This window comes from Prosthecobacter sp., assembly GCF_029946185.1.
Taxonomy (GTDB): Bacteria; Verrucomicrobiota; Verrucomicrobiia; order Verrucomicrobiales; family Verrucomicrobiaceae; genus Prosthecobacter.
In genome coordinates this window covers 1-17629 of sequence record NZ_JAQSEA010000247.1, presented here as the reverse complement: position 1 = coordinate 17629, position 17629 = coordinate 1, and the positions used below count along the sequence as shown (strand labels likewise).

Annotated in this window: 11 protein-coding genes and 1 tRNA gene; 10 read left to right on the top strand and 2 right to left on the bottom strand. The window is 59.8% G+C overall.

Annotated features, from left to right (window positions below):
• From PSV43_RS20510 to PSV43_RS20485, 6 genes are all read left to right on the top strand, one after another.
• A partial coding sequence (locus PSV43_RS20510) for a hypothetical protein (protein ID WP_300201978.1) occupies window positions 1–948 on the top strand: 948 nt, incomplete at its 5' end.
• 44 nt (window positions 949–992) lie between these two features.
• Window positions 993–2618, top strand: coding sequence for an FAD-dependent oxidoreductase (locus PSV43_RS20505; protein WP_300201975.1), 1626 nt, complete (start codon window positions 993–995; stop codon window positions 2616–2618).
• A gap of 127 nt (window positions 2619–2745) precedes the next feature.
• Complete coding sequence (locus PSV43_RS20500; RefSeq protein WP_300201972.1) at window positions 2746–4293, top strand: pyridoxal-phosphate dependent enzyme; 1548 nt, start codon at window positions 2746–2748, stop codon at window positions 4291–4293.
• Window positions 4294–4444: 151 nt separating this feature from the next.
• Complete coding sequence (locus tag PSV43_RS20495) at window positions 4445–7921, top strand: FAD-dependent oxidoreductase (protein WP_300201970.1); 3477 nt, start codon at window positions 4445–4447, stop codon at window positions 7919–7921.
• Entirely contained in the window at window positions 7918–9171 is a 1254-nt protein-coding gene (locus PSV43_RS20490; RefSeq protein WP_300201967.1) for a hypothetical protein, read from the top strand. The genes PSV43_RS20495 and PSV43_RS20490 overlap by 4 nt, the downstream gene beginning before the upstream one ends.
• A 7-nt stretch (window positions 9172–9178) precedes the next feature.
• Window positions 9179–11014, top strand: coding sequence for an FAD-dependent oxidoreductase (locus PSV43_RS20485; RefSeq protein WP_300201964.1), 1836 nt, complete (start codon window positions 9179–9181; stop codon window positions 11012–11014).
• A gap of 13 nt (window positions 11015–11027) precedes the next feature.
• Here the strand turns inward: PSV43_RS20485 and PSV43_RS20480 are convergent.
• Together PSV43_RS20480 and PSV43_RS20475 are read right to left on the bottom strand one after the other, a co-directional pair.
• Window positions 11028–11101, bottom strand: a tRNA-Gly gene (locus PSV43_RS20480).
• A 57-nt stretch (window positions 11102–11158) separates the two neighbouring features.
• A complete protein-coding gene (locus tag PSV43_RS20475; protein WP_300201961.1) occupies window positions 11159–11614 on the bottom strand; it encodes a hypothetical protein in 456 nt (151 codons plus the stop codon).
• Window positions 11615–11873: 259 nt separating this feature from the next.
• On the opposite strand from PSV43_RS20475, the gene PSV43_RS20470 reads away from it, so the two are divergent.
• The 4 genes from PSV43_RS20470 to PSV43_RS20455 all read left to right on the top strand — a co-directional run bounded on the left by PSV43_RS20470 (window position 11874) and on the right by PSV43_RS20455 (window position 17549).
• On the top strand, window positions 11874–13004 hold the full coding sequence (locus PSV43_RS20470; RefSeq protein ID WP_300201958.1) for a tetratricopeptide repeat protein: 1131 nt from the start codon (window positions 11874–11876) through the stop codon (window positions 13002–13004).
• A 166-nt stretch (window positions 13005–13170) separates the two neighbouring features.
• Window positions 13171–14940: a polyprenyl synthetase family protein gene (locus PSV43_RS20465; RefSeq protein WP_300201955.1), complete on the top strand. Its 1770-nt coding sequence runs from the start codon at window positions 13171–13173 to the stop codon at window positions 14938–14940.
• A gap of 41 nt (window positions 14941–14981) precedes the next feature.
• Window positions 14982–16454: a sulfatase gene (locus PSV43_RS20460; protein ID WP_300201953.1), complete on the top strand. Its 1473-nt coding sequence runs from the start codon at window positions 14982–14984 to the stop codon at window positions 16452–16454.
• A gap of 3 nt (window positions 16455–16457) precedes the next feature.
• Window positions 16458–17549, top strand: coding sequence for a HAMP domain-containing sensor histidine kinase (locus PSV43_RS20455; RefSeq protein WP_300201950.1), 1092 nt, complete (start codon window positions 16458–16460; stop codon window positions 17547–17549).
• The last annotated feature ends 80 nt before the right edge of the window (window positions 17550–17629 follow it).

Genomic DNA, 17629 nt, shown 5'->3' with positions numbered 1-17629 from the left:
TACTTCCGTCTGGAAGAAACTCCACTCGAGCAACGCCGCGTCATCATGACCGGCTTTGTTCGCGAAGTGCGCCAGTTGCTTGATCAAACCACCCGCAATGGAAGGCGCCGCTGGCTCTGCGCCCGCGTGCCCTGTCATATCCCTGCATTGGATGTTCTCGGTCTCGATTTAAAATCCCTCGTCGCCGCTGGACTCGACATGGTGAACGCCTCCGAGCACTACTTCACCACCCAGCAGCACGATCTCGCCGCCATTCGGACGCAGACACAAGGAGCCACCCTCTACTTCGAACTCTGCCACACCCTCTGGAAAGGAGACAAAGTCACCAAAGGCTACGACGTCTTTCCCTTCCGCCGTGCCACCCGCGAGCACCTCCACACTTCCGCACACCTCGCCTACGCACGCGGCGCAGACGGCATCAGCCTCTTCAATTTCGCCTACTACCGCCAACATGGTCAGGGTGAAGGCCGCGGCATCTTTGGCGAACCACCCTTCGAAGCTCTCAAAGCCCTGCGTGATCCAAAAGCTCTCGCTCAAGAACCCCAGCACTGGTTCATCGCCCAAGGCTGGCGTGCCCCCGGCATGAAGCCTCTTCCCGTGCCGCGCAAAATCGAAGCTGGCAAACCTGCCAAGTTCAACTTCGATCTCGCCCCACCCACAGGAGGCTGGAAACAAGATGCGCGTGTCCGCATTCAAGCAGACCAGCCGCTCGGGAGTGGTGAATGGACCGCCACATTCAATGGCGAAACTCTGGTCGCGACCAACGACGTCTCAGAGCTTTTCCCCGTGCCCTACCCAGCGTTGCTCGGCAAGTCAGACGAATTGCGTTCATGGACCCTTCCCGCCAAACTGCTGCGCGAAGGCAAAAACAGCCTTGAGGTCACCCTCAAAGCAGGTGAGCCCCTGTCGGTGATCTTCATCGATCTCGCCGCTGGTCAGCCTTCTTGACCAGCAAGGCCGTCGTTCTTTGTGCGTCTTGTCTGATACAACTTATGAAGTCGCTTCTCTTTGCCTTGGCTTTCTCTTCCTCGCTCGCCACTGCCGCCGTGGTGGAATCCGACCTCTGCGTCTACGGCGGCTCCAGCGGTGGCGTGGCTGCGGCAGTTCAGGCTGCAAGGATGGGGAAGACGGTGGTCATTGCAGAGCCCGGCCGTCATCTCGGCGGCATGACCAGCGGCGGCCTCAGCGCCGTGGACATTGGAGATCCCCGCTCCGTTGGCGGCATTTCGCGTGAGTACTTCACCAGACTCGCCGCAACGGTGGGTGTCACGCTTTCATGGGACAAAGCATTTGAAAGCAAAGGCGGCGGCCCAGCCACAGGCGGAGCGTATGCCATTGAGCCGCACAAAGCCGAGCAGGTCTTCAATGACATGGCACGTGAAGCAGGTGTAAAAGTGCATGTGAAAGCCAGGCTGGCATCGGTCAAAAAAGACGGCGCACGCATCACCGAGCTGATCACCGAAGACGGCACCGTATTTCGCGCCAAGATGTTCATCGACGCCACCTACGAGGGCGATCTGATGGCAAAAGCAGGCGTGAGCTACACGCTGCTACGCGAGGGCAATGCCAAGTATGGGGAGACCTACAACGGCATCCATTACGTGGAAAAATTTATGCCGCACACCTCCTACGCACAGCCCGAGACAAGTGGGCGTCTCAAAGGCGGCCAAGGCGTGTGGGATCGCGATTTTCCGCTCGATCCCTATGTGGTAAAAGGCGACCCAAAAAGCGGCCTGCTGCCCCTCATTCAAGCCGGCGAACCCGGCACACCGGGCGAGCCCGCTCCCGGCGTGCAGGCCTACTGCTTTCGTCTCTGCCTCACCACAAACCCGGCAAACATGATCCCCATCACACCGCCCTCGGACTACGATCCCAAGCGCTACGAGATCATCGTTCGCTTCATCGAAGCCTGTCTGGCCAATGGCGACGCCATGGACCTGCGCTGGTTCTCCAAGCACGATGCACTGCCGAATGATAAATGGGATTTCAACACCGCGACCTTTGGCGGCAATCTTCCCGGCGCCTCCCACGCATGGCCGGAGGCCTCCTACGCCCAGCGCGAGAAAATCGCGAAGCAGCACGAGGACTATCATCGTGGCCTGCTGCACTTCCTCGCCACCGACACACGCGTACCGGAGCAGGTGCGGAAAGACATGCAGCGCTTCGGCCTGCCCAAAGACGAGTTTACCGACAACGGCGGCTGGCCACACCAAATTTACGTTCGCGAGGCGCGCCGCATGGTCAGCGATCTTGTCATCACAGAGCATCACACCTTTGGGCATGAAAACGCCCCCAAGCCCATCAGCCTCGGCAGCTACGGCACAGATACGCATGAAATCCGCCGCATCGTGAAGGACGGCGTCGTCACTCGCGAAGGCAAAACCGCAGGCGGGCGTGAGGGCGCACCCCCGTATGGCATCGGCTACGCGGCCATCGTGCCCAAGCAGAGCGAGTGCGACAATCTCCTCGTCACCTTCGCCCTCAGCGCCAGCCATACCGCCTACAGCAGCATCCGCATGGAGCCTGTATTCATGTGCACCAGCCAGAGCGCCGCAGCAGCCGCCTGCATGGCATGGATGACAAAATCCCCGTGCAGCAGGTGGATTACACCAAGTTGAAAGCACGCCTAGAGCAGGACGGACAAATTCTGGAATGGAAGCATCCGGCTTCGAAGAAAAAGGTGGCGCATTGAAATGGCGAAACCTCTTGCTGATGCAGGAGAGGCGGGAATGTATGCCGCCACGAATGGAACGCGAAAATTTGCCTCTGGATCGCCGCTTGCGGCAGGAAATCTTGTTTGCCCGGGAGCGAGTCTATCGCTTCGGCCAGCCGACGCCGATGGAGCGTCTCATCCTGCCCGGCTCCGAGCCCGGTCCTGAGATTTGGGTGAAGCGCGAAGACCTCTCCCCGGTGAAATGCTACAAGTGGCGCGGTGCCTGCAACGCCATGACCGAGCTCACCCCAGAGCAGCGCGCCAAGGGCGTTGTCACCGCCTCCGCTGGCAATCACGCCCAGGGCGTGGCCCTTGCCGCCAAAACACTCGGCATCCACGCACGCATCTACATGCCGCGTTCCACACCCAAGGTGAAACAAAACGCAGTGCTGCACCACGGCGGCGAATTCGTTCGCATCATGCTCGCTGGAGACAGCTATGACGAAGCCGTGACCTCCGCGCGTGAAGACGAGCGCAGCAGCGGCGCCACCTACGTGCATGCCTACGATGACCTCAAAGTCATGGCCGGGCAGGGCACCCTGGCAGATGAGGTCGTGCTCTCCGGCCACGGCCCGTTCGATGCCGCCTACCTTCAAATCGGCGGCGGCGGCATGGCTTCCGCAGTTTCCTGCTGGCTTAAAACCTACTGGCCCCACATGGAGGCCGTCGGCGTGGAAGGTGTTGGGCAGGCTTCAATGAAAGCCGCACTCGCTGCAGGCAATCCCGTCGAACTCCATGACCTCGACATCTTCTGCGATGGCACCGCCGTGCGCAAAGCTGGCGCTCTGCCCTTTGGCATCTGCCAGGAGACCCTGGATCGCGTAAGCACCATCACCAATGCCGAAGTCAGCGCCGCCATCCGCGTGCTCTGGGAGACCCTGCGCTGTGTCTCAGAGCCATCAGGTGCCATGGGTCTCGCTGCCGTGCTAAAAGACCGCGCTGCACTCGCGGGCAAGAAGGTGCTCATCGTCATCACCGGTGCCAACATCGACTTCCTCCAGCTCGGCCTCATCGCCCAGTCCGAAGGCTCCAGCAACACCGCCTCACGCGCCCTGCGCGTGCAGATTCCTGAGCGTCCAGGTGCCATGCTCGCGCTGCTAGATTCCTGCTTCGAAGGCCTCAACATCGCCGATTTCCAATACGGCCTGCATCGCAGCGATCAGGCCTGGCCAGTGTTCACCATCACGGCAGAAAATGCCGAAAAGCTCGCGGCTTTGCCAGCTCGTTTGGAGGCAGGGGGTTATCTGTGGGAAGACCTGACCGGAGCCGTGGATGTCGCCTTCCGCGCTATTCCCCTGCGAGGAGATCTGCTCACCAACCCTGTCTTTCTCCGGCTCGATTTTTACGAGCGCTCCGGTGCTCTGCACGACTTCCTCGCCCGCCTCATCCGCGATCGAGCCAGCCTCTGCTATTTCAATTATCGCCAGTCCGGCGAGCGCATCGGACGTGCACTGATCGGCCTCGATTTCCAAACCGCCGAGTCTCGCAGCTCCTTCCTCGCTGAGCTCCCCGAGCACGGCGAAGGCTATCGCTCCTGCAAGCCGGTGGATGCCGAAGTGCTGGCACGTATGACGGCGTAGTGCTTGGAAGAATCATGACTCATTTTCGTAGGCAACGGGTGATTGATTCGCTGCTGCAATCTTCCTGCCTCCCCCCTCCACGAAACCGCCTATACGCAGTGGTCTGCTGAATTGACCAGCAACAACCCGGGCTGCCTGACGTCTAGAATGCATGCGCCTTCTGACCACCGTTGCACACGCACTGCTTGCCGTTTCGTTTCTTCACGCCGTTGACCCACCGCCGACGGTGGATCTGTCTCAGGACACCTCCCGGCAGGTTGTTATCGCCCAAGGCACAGCGGAGGAATATCAAGGCCATCCCACCACGCTGCTGCTGCCGGATGGCAAGACGATGCTCTGCGTGTGGACGCATGGGCATGGCGGCGGCTGCGGGCCGATGAAGCGCAGTGAGGATGGCGGCAAAACATGGAGCGAACTGCTCCCCGTGCCGGAGAACTGGAAGCTGGTGAAAAACTGCCCGGCGCTCTATCGCCTGACGGACCCGCAGGGAGTGAGCCGCTTGTTTGTCTTTGCCGGGCAAGGGCCGGATGGCACCATGCAGCAGTCCATTTCGACGGATGATGGCAGGACATGGTCACCCATGCAGGGCAATGGCCTCGTTACGGTGATGCCCTTTTGCACCATCATGCCGGTGGAAGGCGGCAAAAGGCTGATCGGTCTCTCCAACATCCGTCGTCCGGGCGAAACAAAGGATTTGAAGTCGAATGTGGTCACGCAGAGCGAATCGACCGATGGCGGACTGACCTGGAGCCCGTGGCGCGTGCTGGTGGATCTCGGCGATCTGAAACCCTGCGAGCCCGAAGTGCTGCGCTCGCCCGATGGGAAACAACTGCTGTGTCTCATCCGTGAAAATATCCGCACCCATCCGGCGCATTTCATCACCAGCGATGACGAAGGCAAAAGTTGGTCGGCGGTGAAGGCATTGCCACCCGGTCTGCATGGCGACCGGCACAAAGCGGTGTATGCACCGGATGGCCGCTTGGTCGTGTGCTTTCGCGACACCGGAGCCAAGAGCCCGACAAAGAATCATTTTGTTGCGTGGGTGGGGCGCTACGAGGACATCGTGAGTGGTCGGGATGGTGAATACAAAATCAAACTGCTGCACAGCTACAAGGGCGGTGATTGTGGGTATCCAGGTCTCGAACTGCTGCCGGACGCGACGCTGGTGGCCACGACGTATGTGAAGTATCGTCCTGGCGAGGAGCAGAACTCGGTTGTGAGCACGCGCTTCACGCTGGCGGCGACAGACCAGGCGCAGAAGTCCACGGCGGAGCCGGTGGCAGGAAAGGCGGCGGGCATTGTTCTGGATGATGCGCAGGCGGCTTTCACCGGAAGCTGGAGTGTGAGCGACCAGCGGTCGGCACTGGTGGGTGCGGCCTATCGGGTGGCGGGGAGCAAGGGGCCTGCCACGGCCACGTTCACGCCGCAGATTCCTGCCACGGGGCGCTACGAGGTGCGGCTGCTCTATACGGCGGCGAGCAATCGCGCGAGCAATGCGTTGATCAAGATTGGCGCGAAGGCGGTGAAGTTGAACCAGCGGGAGGAGTGTTTGGAGGATGGCATGCCGCGCTCGCTTGGAGTGTATGCTTTTGAAAAGGGAGAATCGCCTGTCATCAAAATTTCCAATGTGGACGCCGACGGGTATGTCGTGGTCGATGGCCTGCAAATCCTGCCAGAAGTCGAAGCCACGGCAGAGCGCAACACCCGCACAGATGCAGGGTTTCCCGCTCAAGCCAAAACACCCTCCGCGTCAGTGAAAATCCCGCCGCCGATGCTGCTGAAGAGCGCCGCGAAGCCTCAGGACGTGAATGGCAAATCCTACGATCTGATCGTCATCGGCGGAACGCCGGGTGGGATCGCCTGCGCGGTGCGTGCGGCACGTGAAGGACTCAGCGTGCTGCTGGTGAATCACACGCAGCATCTCGGCGGTTTCACAACCAGTGGCGCAGGCGGGTGGGAAGCACCGTCTGATGCGCTGCGCTCACCGCTGTATGGCGAAATGCTCCACGGCGCGCGCGACTACTATCGCGAAACCTATGGCGAAAAATCCACCCAGCATCTGCTCTCCATGCCCAGTGCGACGAGCCGTGCGCATATCGACCGTCCCAAAATTGAGCCCCGTATCGCCGAGATGCTGTTCAATCAGATGGTGGAGCACGAGAAGTCCCTGACCGTGCTGCTGGGACACATAGTCATGAAGACAGTGCGCGAAGGCCGCATCCTAAAAAGTGCCACACTCCAGCCCATGCATGGCGGCCGCGAAGTAACCGTCAGCGCCAAAGTCTTCGCCGATGGTATGTATGAAGGCGATCTCATGGCCGCTGCAGGTGTAAAGTCGCAGATTGGTCGCGAAGCTCGCAGCCAATACGACGAACCTCATGCGGGGGTGATCTATTCAGAGGAGCGTCACAAGGAGCCGGGCCAGCGTGGATTCCCCAAAGCAGCCGACGAGGGCACGCTGAACATTCGCTACAACAGCCACGCCACAGCCGAGATCGTCGAAGGCCCAAACAGCGGCGAGGCGGACAGCTCCGTGATGGCCTACAACTACCGCCTGATCCTCACGCGCGATTCAGCGAATCGCATCATGCTTTCCAAGCCAGCAAATTACGATGTCGCCATCGCCAAGGCAGCAGGCGGTGGTGGCTTTGTGCCGAACGTGCCTAATCAGAAAGTGGCATGGAATGGCGGCCGACTGATCGGCCCGCAGAATGAATACCCCGCTGCCGACTGGCCGACCCGCGAGGCCATTTCAAAGCGCTATCTCGAAGGCATGCTGATGCGACTCTGGTGGGCGCAGAATGATCCTGCCGCGCCTGAGTCGGATCGGAAGCAGTTCGCCGGTTACGGTCTGGCTGCGGATGAGTTTTCAGACAACAATCATCTGCCCTATGAGATCTACGTGCGCGAGGCACGGCGGCTGGTGGGTCGCTATGTTTTCAAGGAGCAGGACAATGTGATTGCCACAGGCACCTCACGCACGCCAGTGCATGCTGACAGCATTGCCATGACCGACTGGCCGGTGGATTCCGTGGCCTGCCTGCCGCGCAGAACTCCAGTTGGCAACACGGACGGCATCTTGTTTCTCGGCGAAGAGTCGCGTCCGGCGCAGGTGCCGTATCGCAGTCTGCTGCCGCAGGAAATCGACAACCTCCTCGTGCCCGTGGCCCTGTCCGCCTCTCACGTCGGTTGGGGCTCGATCCGTCTGGAACCCGTCTGGATGCAGACAGGCGAATCCGCCGGATTTGCCGCCGCACTCGCAGTCAAACGCCAGACCACCGCTGCTGCATTGGATCCTGACCTGCTCATTCGCAAGCTTGCCTCCAGCCACGTGATGATCAGCTTTTTCAACGATGTCGATGTGACATCTGATGATCCGCAAATCGCCGCCGCGCAGTACTTCGGGACAAAGGGTTTCTTTGACAGTTACAATGCCCGGCTGGATGCGTCGCTCACAGCAAGCGTGCGGACCGCCTGGGAATCAGGATTCAAACAGCTTCAGCAGCGAACTCTGGATCCAATGCAGATCGCAGTTGCGGTGCATGCTGCAGAGTCGCAGGACTCACCTGCCACAGCTCAAACCCGAGGTGCCGTTTTACTTGGCCTCTGGAAGCAGCTCAAACCATGAAACTCATCGTTCTAATCCTTTCTTTATGCAGCGCCGCTGCGCTGGCCCGTGCAGATGACGGACAACTGCTAAATCTCATCATCCCACCCTCCGGAGGTGATCGATTTCAGCATGCAGAATTTTCCTGCTGGCTGCCAGATTCCGCAAAGCCAATCAAAGCGGTGATCATCCATCAGCACGGCTGCACCAATGCCTCGCCGGACAAACATCCGCCTGTGACCCTGGACTTTCATTGGCGCGCGCTGGCTCGCCAGCATGGCTGCGCCTTGCTTTCGCCGATGTATCACGTGGCAAAGGGCTGTGACGAATGGAATGATCCCGAAAGCGGCTCCGAGCGGGCGCTCTTGGCTGCGCTGGCGGAGTTCTCCCAGCTTTCGGGTCATGTGGAACTCAAAGACGTGCCGTGGGTGCTCTGGGGCCATTCCGGCGGATCAAGCTGGTCGGCGCAGATGATCGTTCGTCATCCAGAGCGTGTGCTGGCGGCTTCGTTTCGCGGAGGCTGTCACAAGCAGTTCGGTGACCCAGCCTTTCGCGCCAAGTTTGCCCCCGCAGCCCGGGAGCTGCCGCTGCTGTTCGTCTGGGGAAAGCGTGAGACCGTTCCGACCTCCAGCCACTTTGTTTCATGGACGCCGATGAACACCATGCTTCGTGAACTGCGTTCCCAAGGCGGCACCGTGGTGCGTCTCATTGATCCGCTGTCTGAACACGGCTGTGATGATTCGCGGCTGGTGGTCATCCCTTTCTTTGATGCAGTACTGAGCGCTCGCCTGGACGGGAAAAAACTCCCCGGCGTGCTGGTTGACATGGCTTCACTTCAAGATCGCGCACTGGATGAGGCTAACCTCCATGATCCCACTCTCTCCTGGCTGCCGAATGCGGGGCTGGCAAAACTTTGGCGTGAGTTTTCCGAACACGGCACGCTGCATCCTGTGAATCCAAAGCTCACAGCCCCTGCGCTCAAGGCCATGCGTGATGCTGCTGGAATCGTGCAACTCAACTGGAATGTGGTGCCTGCCCTTGATGGCGGAATACGTTCATTGCGCATTCAGCGCGATGGCATGCCATGGAAAGAACTTGGGGTGAAGCCAGGCGCTCGCATAGCAACATCACGGGATGCACCACCAGAAGGATTGCGAGCCACCGGCATCAGCGATGACTCAAAAGTGGGCCATGTCTATTCGCTGACTTTTCTCGATGTGGTGGGCAATGAATCACCACCCAGCGATCCTGCTCAGGATCCGAAGTTTTGACGACTCTATGAAAGCATTCATCGCCGCCCTTTCCATCTTGCTGGCCGCTTCATCACTCCGCGCGGAGGAAGCCGACCTCTGCATTTATGAAGCCACTCCCGGAGGCATTGCGATGGCGGTGCGCGCAGCCAGAGAAGGGCTTCGCGTTGTGCTGGTGAACCACAATGCCCATCTGGGCGGCATCCTCTCCAGCGGCCTTGGTGTGTGGGATACTTTGTGGGAAGGAAAACGCGCGCCGATTTACGACGAAGCACGCCAGGCCATTTTTGAGCACTACCGCACGACGTATGGCGAAAAATCGCCGCAGTATCAAAATGCGCTGCCGGGAAAAAGCGGACACACAAACGGGAAGTTTGAGCCGCATGTGGCCGAGATGGTTTTGACCCGATTGGTGACGCAGGAAAAAAACATCACGGTCGTGTGCGGTTATTATCCGAAATCAGTTCAACGTGATGGCCCCCTGTTGAAGTCGGTGACCTTTGGTGAACTCGACGGCAAAGGAGAAAAACAAATCAGCGCAAAAGTATTCGCCGATTGCAGCTACGAAGGCGATCTCGCTGCCATGGCCAAGGTGCCCTATCGCGTCGGACGCGAATCGCGTGACGAATTCAAGGAGCCCCATGCCGGAGTGGTCTACATGGAAGCCGTCAAAACCGCTCCCACAGAAGAGATCGCACATGCGGCCCAGCTGCATGCCGGTTTGAATCTCCGCAAATTCAGCGGCTTTCAGCGCATCAAAGAACCCATGAGCACCGGTGAGGCAGACGGCAACGTGCAGGCCTTCAACTACCGCACGATGCTCAGCTCCGATCCTGCGAACCGCATGCCCGTGGAGATGCCGGCGGATTATGACCCCGAGAAGCTCAAACGGCTCGAACACGGCTCCATCGTCTCGCCCATCCCCAATTCCAAACGTGGTTGGAACCGTCCGCAGCTTGTGGGAATGCAGACCGACTATGTGGAGGCTGACTGGCCCGGTCGCCGCGAGGTGATGGACGCGCATTGGAACGCCACGATGGGCCTCCTTTACTTTCTACAAAACGATCCCTCCGTGGAGGCGCAGCGGCAGAAGTCGTGGCGCGAGTACGGACTGGCCAAAGATGAATTCGCCGACAACGCGCATCGTCCCTATGAATTTTATGTGCGTGAAGCTCGCCGCATCACGGGTCGATACCTCTTCACCCAGCACGATGCGATGCTCGCGAGCGGTCTGGAACGTGCGCCGGTGCATGCGGACAGCATCGGCGTGACGGAGTGGTATCTCGACACCCACGCCTGTACGCCACGCCACATCCCCGGAGCGCTGGAAGAGGGCAAGATGATGCTCGATGTGGAGACCTTCCCCGGTCAGGTGCCTTATCGAACCATTTTACCGCAGGGTGTGGACAATCTTCTCGTACCCGTCTGCCTTTCATCGACGCACGTCGCCTGGGGCACCATTCGACTGGAGCCGACCTGGATGGCTCTCGCAGAGTCCGCAGGACATGCAGCCGCTCTCTCAGTGCAGCAAGGCATCGCACCAGCGCAGCTCGATGCCGAGGTGCTGCTGCGCAAGCTGGTCGCGAACCACGTGATGGTAAGCTTCTTCAACGACCTCGATGTGGCTGCGGATGACCCGCGCATCGCCGCTGCGCAGTATTTTGCGACGCAGGGATTTTTTGCTGACTACAACGCGCGGCTGGATGAGCCGCTGAAAGCCGCGACAGAGGCGGTGTGGATGCGGCGGTTTGACGATCCGCCACAAAGGGTCGCAGCTGTGGCAGTGGCGGAAAAGTCGGATTCACCGCTGACAGGCAGGATACGCGGAGAGGTGCTGCTGGCGCTATTTAAGATGCAGCCTTGAGGCCGGCGAAGCGTGGAGCGGGTGATCAGAATCGAACTGACGTATGATGCTTGGGAAGCACCTGCTCTACCATTGAGCTACACCCGCGTTTTTTTAGCTGCCGGAGTGTGGCGGGCAGTGGCGGCATTGTCAAATGCGCCGCGCTCAGATTGACGGCGGCATTGGCGGCATCATCAGCGCCCGATTCATGCCACCCCGGCCATAGCTGGCCGAGGGGACGGACATGAACGAGTCACGTTTCGTGGAATATTGCCTGTACAAACGGCTGTAAGTGGTCGAGAGGCGCTGGTGCAGCGCCGCATTTTCCGGTGTTCTGGGGAGCTTGCGCACGCTGTGGCGCAGGTAGTTCATGGCCTGACTCACACTGACAAAACGCACATCAGGGCCTTCAGGCGGCGGAGTTGGATCCGTGGAGCCAAATCGAGCAATGACCTGCGTGTTCTCCCTTTTAGGGCCGAGTAGGTGGCTGGCCATCGACTCCGTGCCAAAGTCATCATAGGTAAGCGGCGGGCCGGGAATGGCGTTGATGTTGGCACCGCAGCCGACGAGAAAAAGAAGGCCGCAACAGGCGAGCAGAGCGATGTGCGGAAGCGCTTTCATGCCGCCCTCATACCACATCTGGATATGAAAGCGAATGCCGGGCGAGCGAAAAACGGGCTGCAGAAATGAATCCGCCGGGGCGCGCGAGGATGCTGCTTTTGACCACAATCAGAGATGTTTTTCCGCGAGCCGGTCGCCGCCTTTGTCGGGAGGTTGATGCCGCCTGGCATCCTCGGGATTGCGGCAGAAGGTCTGTCAATTTACGGGCTGGCTGCATTTTGATGGTTGAGACGGCCCCGGCCAGACGTAATTTCCCACCATGAAGCATGCGCCCTTTCCCCCCTTCCTCACTGGCCTCCTCATGGCTTTGCTGTTTTCTGCTTCCATCCTGACGGCGCAGCAGACTCAGCGTGTGGATGAAAAGGATCTTCGAGACTGGGCCGATCGTGGTGATGCCGACGCTCAGTTCGAACTGGGACTGCGCATGATCACCGGTGAAGGCCTGAAGAAAAATATCGAAGAAGGGGTGAAGTCCGTCGAAAAGGCGGCCAAGCAGAAGCATCTGCGCGCGCAGCATGTCCTGGGAACCCTTTATGAAGACGGGGTCGGCGTGAAGAAGGATCTCGCCAAGGCGGCGGAGTGGTACCGCAGCTCCGCCGAACTCGGCTTTGCCCTGTCACAGCACAGTCTGGCCACCATGTATGAGGATGGCAAAGGCGTGAAAAAAGACACGGCCAAAGCGGCGGAATGGTTCAAAAAGGCCGCCGATCAGGGCAGCCCACCCTCACAGACCGCCTATGCCTCAAAGCTCGAACGGGGAGACGGCATTGACAAAAGCCTCTCCAAGGCGGCGCTCTGGTACCTCAAAGCCGCGCAGCAGGACTTCGTCCCCGCCATGTCGCGCCTCGCCAATCTCTACTACACCGGGCAGGGCTTGCCGGTAGATTACCGCCGTGCAGGGGCTTGGTACCGCCGCGCCGCGCGCTCGGAAGACCCTTGGGCCGCCAACAATCTTGCCTGGTTCCTGGCCACCTGCCCGGAGGACAATCTGCACAATGGTGAAAGTGCCGTCCTTCTCGCTCGGCGTGCCTTGAAACTCGTCGCGGAAGTCGTGCAGAGCGATGAACAGCCTTATGAAATGATCGACACCATGGCTGCGGCTCTCGCTCGCAACGGCGAATTCAAAGAAGCCGAACTCTGGCAGAAGCGCTGCATCAACCTTCTCAACGAAGACAAAGACCTGCCTGTTGAAGATCTAAAAAAGCTGCAGGAGGAGTTCGACACCCGTCTCAAGCTCTACCAAAAGGCCACTCCCTTTGCCGAGCCTGACCCTAAAGGCGAAGAGGGCGCCGAGCCGCTCCCCCAGGACACCATTCTTCAGGATGAAGGGCTGCCCGAGTCCAAATCCAAGAAAAACACTCCCAAAGGTGGCCGTGGCACGGTAGTTTGAAGTCAGGGTAGATTTTGTTCCAGCGCCCGCTACACAGCCGATCCATTCCCATTCGCGGCTCAAGATTCGCATGCTTTAGCGCAATATCTGCAAGACTAAGTCCTTCTTACACGGTTAAACCGCACACTCTTTTCATTCGGCATTCTGCCATTCTCCCTTTCCCCACATGTCCGCTGCCGTCGTCCGTTCTGCCCCTCTTCCGCCGCCCATTCCCGGTTTGAATCGCCGTATCCGCCAGCCGAAGAAAAACATCCCGCAGACCAAGCCGGAGCGCGATCAGATCCTGGGCTGGGTCCGTGCCTATGCCGAAGAGCAGAAACTCGTCCCCCCGGTGCCTTTGGCCGATCTGCAGGAACACACGGATAAAATCGTCACAATCCACGCCATCGATAAGATCCATCGTGACTATGTCGGCGTGCTGCTCGCCAACGAAACCTGGCGTGAATCCCTCGCCACCGTGCCCTTTGAAAAGCGTCTGCTGCTGATGCCGAAGTGCCTCCGCGTCGAAAGCAAATGCCCGGCCCCCTTTGATGAGTTCGGCCTTCTCTGCAAGCAGTGCGGCCTCTGCTCCATCCAGGACTTCCAAAACGAAGCTGAAAAACTCGGCTACGCCGTCCTCGTCGCCGAAGGCAGCGCCATCGTCATGTCCCTCATCCAGACCGGCAAGATCGAAGCCATCGTGGGCATTTCCTGCCTCGCCGTGCTGGAGCGCACCTTCCCCTACATCGAAGCCGCCGCCATTCCCGCCGTCGCTGTGCCACTGCTGCAGGACGACTGCATCGACACCCTCGTCGATATCGACTGGGTCTGGGATTACATCCACCTCACCAGCGACGACAAAACCCGCCGCCTCAATCTGAACGCCTTGCATGACGAGGTGAAAACCTGGTTCACCATCGAGTCGCTCAACGCGCTCATGGGCCCCTCACGCGGCCACAGCGATGACATCGCACGCGAATGGCTCGCCCGTGCCGGCAAACGCTGGCGCCCTTTCCTCACCGTCGCCGCCTACCAGGCCCTGCGCGAAGACCCCGAAGGCCCGATCTCAGACACAGTTAAAAAAGCCGCCATCGCCGTCGAAATCTTCCACAAAGCCTCCCTCGTTCACGACGACATCGAAGACGGCGACGCCGAACGCTACGGCGAAACCACCCTGCACACCGAGCACGGCATCCCCGTGGCCTTGAACATCGGCGACCTCCTCATCGGTGAAGGCTACCGCCTCCTTGCCGACAATGACGCCGCCGCCCACATCCGCAGCGCCGCCATTCTCGTCGCCGCCGAAGGCCAGCGTGAGCTCTGCATTGGTCAGGGTGCAGAACTCCTCTGGACGCGTCATCCCGTCGCCCTCAGCAGCACGCAGGTGCTCGAAATCTTCCGCAGCAAAACCGCCCCGGCATTTGAAGTCGCCCTCAAGGTGGGTGCCGCTCTCGCAGGCCAGCTCGACGAATGCGCCGACGTTTTGCACACCTACAGCGAGAACCTCGGCATCGCCTACCAGATCCGCGATGACCTCGACGATCTCGGTGAGGACTCCGCCGCAGGCAACGAATGGAACATGCGCCCCAGCATTGTCCTCTCCCTCTTGCGCGAGAAAGGCAAAGACGAAGTCAAAGACCAGATGGAAGCCCTCTGGAACGGCGTTGCCAAAACCAAGCCCGACAACGCCTCCATCCGGCAGTGGGCCCTCGACAGCGGCGCGCATGAGAAAGCCATGACTCTCCTCGAAAGCTACAAGGAAGCCGCCATCCGCTCCCTTCAGGAAGTCGAACTTCCCAATTTGAAAGGCCTCCTGCGTCGCGTCATCGGCAAGATCTTCAACGAGCTTGAAATCAAAGGCTGGTGCAACGAATTCGAGCAGAAGAATCTCAATCCCGATCTCCGCGCCGAAGCCGCCAAAGCCGCCGAACACCTCGTTCCAAACGTGGCTTCTTAATGCTGCTATTTTCATCGGCGGAGCTTCGTTTGAAGCCGACCATGAAGTTGTTCATCCTGCTTGCTTTTTTTGCCCTGTCTTCGGTTCACGCCGCCGATTCGCGGCCCAACGTTCTATTCATCGCCATCGATGATCAAAACGACTGGATTGGCTGCCTCGGCGGGCATCCACAGGTGAAGACACCTGCCATCGATGCCTTGGCAAAACGCGGCACCCTCTTTGCCAGCGCCCACTGCCAGGCCCCATTGTGCAATCCTTCGCGCAGTTCACTGCTCACCGGCCTGCGCCCCTCCAGCACCGGCATCTACGGCCTCGCCCCCGGCATTCGGGAAGTGGACCAAACAAAGACACACATCACCCTTCCTCAAACTTTCACCCAAGCCGGTTACTTCACCTTCAACAGCGGCAAGATCTACCACGACGGCTCCATGCGCGGCGGCGATCAAAAAGCCGAGTTCAACGAATGGGGCAGCCGCGGCCCAATGCCCAAGCCGAAGACTCCCATCGCCAATCTCCCCGGCCCGGACCGCCATCCCGCTATGGATTGGGGCGTCTTCCCCGAAAAAGAAGAAGACAATGCCGACTGGAAAATCGCCGACTCCGCTATGGATGCCTTGAAACGCGCCCCTGCCGACAAGCCCTTCTTCATCGCCGCTGGCTTCCGTCTCCCTCACGTTCCCTGCTTCGCCTCCCAGAAGTGGTTTGATCTGTATCCGGATGCAACCCTCCAGATGCCCCCCGTCAAAGAAGACGACCGCAATGACCTCCCCAAGTTCGCCGATTTCATGCACTGGAAGCTCCCCGAGCCACGCCTCAGCACCCTGCGCAAATACAACGAATGGCGTCCACTCGTGCGCGCCTACCTAGCCTGCGTCAGCTTCATGGACAGCCAGGTTGGCCGCTTGATGAGCGAACTCGAAGCCACCGGCCGCGCGGACAACACCATCATCGTCCTCTGGGGCGATCACGGCTGGCATCTCGGCGAAAAACTAATCACCGGCAAAAACACCCTCTGGGAGCGCAGCACCCGCGTCCCTCTCATCTTCGCCGGACCCGGCATCAAAGCCGGCCAGGTCTGCACCAGCCCCGTGGAGCTCCTCGACATCTTCCCCTCGCTTCTCGCCCTCGCCAAACTGCCCGCCCGCAGCGACATCGAAGGCCACAGCCTCATGCCCCAGTTTCAAGATGCCAATGCCCCCCGCGAATGGCCCGCCATCACCACTCACAATCAGGGCAACCACACCATCCGCACCAAGGACTGGCGCTATATCCGCTACGCCGACGGCAGCGAAGAGCTCTACGATATGAAAAACGATCCCAACGAGTGGACCAATCTCGCGGGTGATTCGAACCACACCGCCAAAAAAACCGAACTCGCCAAGTGGCTGCCCAAGATCGACAAACGCCCCGTCCCCGGCAGCAAGAGCCGCATCCTCACCTATGAGCCCTCCACCGGAGAAGCCATCTGGGAAGACAAGCCGATTGATAAAAGCGCCCCGCTGCCGGAACCGTAGGCAGTGTCCGCCTCTCCTCACAAGCTCCGCCTTACCCTAGGTCTCGGCTTTCTCGCCTTCATCATCGCGGGATCACTCCTGCTTCTCGCGTGGCTCCGTCAGCGCGAGCGCGAGGAATCCAACCGCCTCTTCCAAGCTCTCGCACAGGCCGATGCCGAATTTGTACGCCGCATGACCTTGCCGCGCAGCCAGAAGCTCGCGCATGATCTGGAGCAACTCCTCGGCATGCAGATTGAGTTTCGCGATTCAGGCACAGCGCCAGCCAACACCGAGGACCGTCTGACCATCCGGCTGGATGAAAAGCACGACATGATCTTCTCGCGCAAGCCGGTGGTGTCATCCCTCTCCCTCCGCGACCCCGCCACGCGCAACGCCTTCATCGCCTTCTGGCTCATCTCCGCCCTCGTCGGCTGGCTCCTCGTGCGCGAGCGCCTCAAGCGCGCGCACTCAGAACGCCTCGCCATGCTCGGACGTGTGGCCACCAGCCTCGCCCATGACATCAAAAACCCCCTCGCCTCCATTCAGCTTCATGCCCAGCTGATGACGCCACAGAATGAGGAAGACGCGCAAGCCGTCCGGCTCATCGAAAGCGAGTCGGAAGTCATCGCCGGTCTGGTAAACCAATGGCTCCACCTCGCGAATCCGCTCCCACCGAAGCTCGTAAAACTTGATCTCACCGAGTGCATCCGTGGCGTCGCCGTAAACATGGAAGCTCAGGCCCTTCATGCCGGCGTTGAAATCACACTCGATCTACCAGCCCCAGTCTTCATCATGGGAGATTCCCAGCGCCTGGCCCAGGCGATACGCAACCTCATGATCAATGCCATTCAGGCAATGCCACGCGGCGGCAGGCTAAAGATAAACGGCCAGCCTGCCGATGCATGGTTTGAGCTGCGCTTCGCCGACTCCGGCGCTGGCTTTTCCGAAATGGCGCTGGCTCAGGGCTCCGAACTTTTCTTCACGGAAAAGGAAGGCGGCATGGGCGTAGGCCTGAACATTGTCTCTAGCATCATCACCGCGCATGGTGGCACAATGAAATTGCAAAATGACCCCAAGGGCGGGGCAGTTATCCTCGTGACGCTCCCCTTACTCTAAGCATGCCTCCCGCCATCCTCATCATCGAAGACGAATACGCGCTCGCCGCCGCACTCTCCACCGTCGTTCGCCGTCATAAT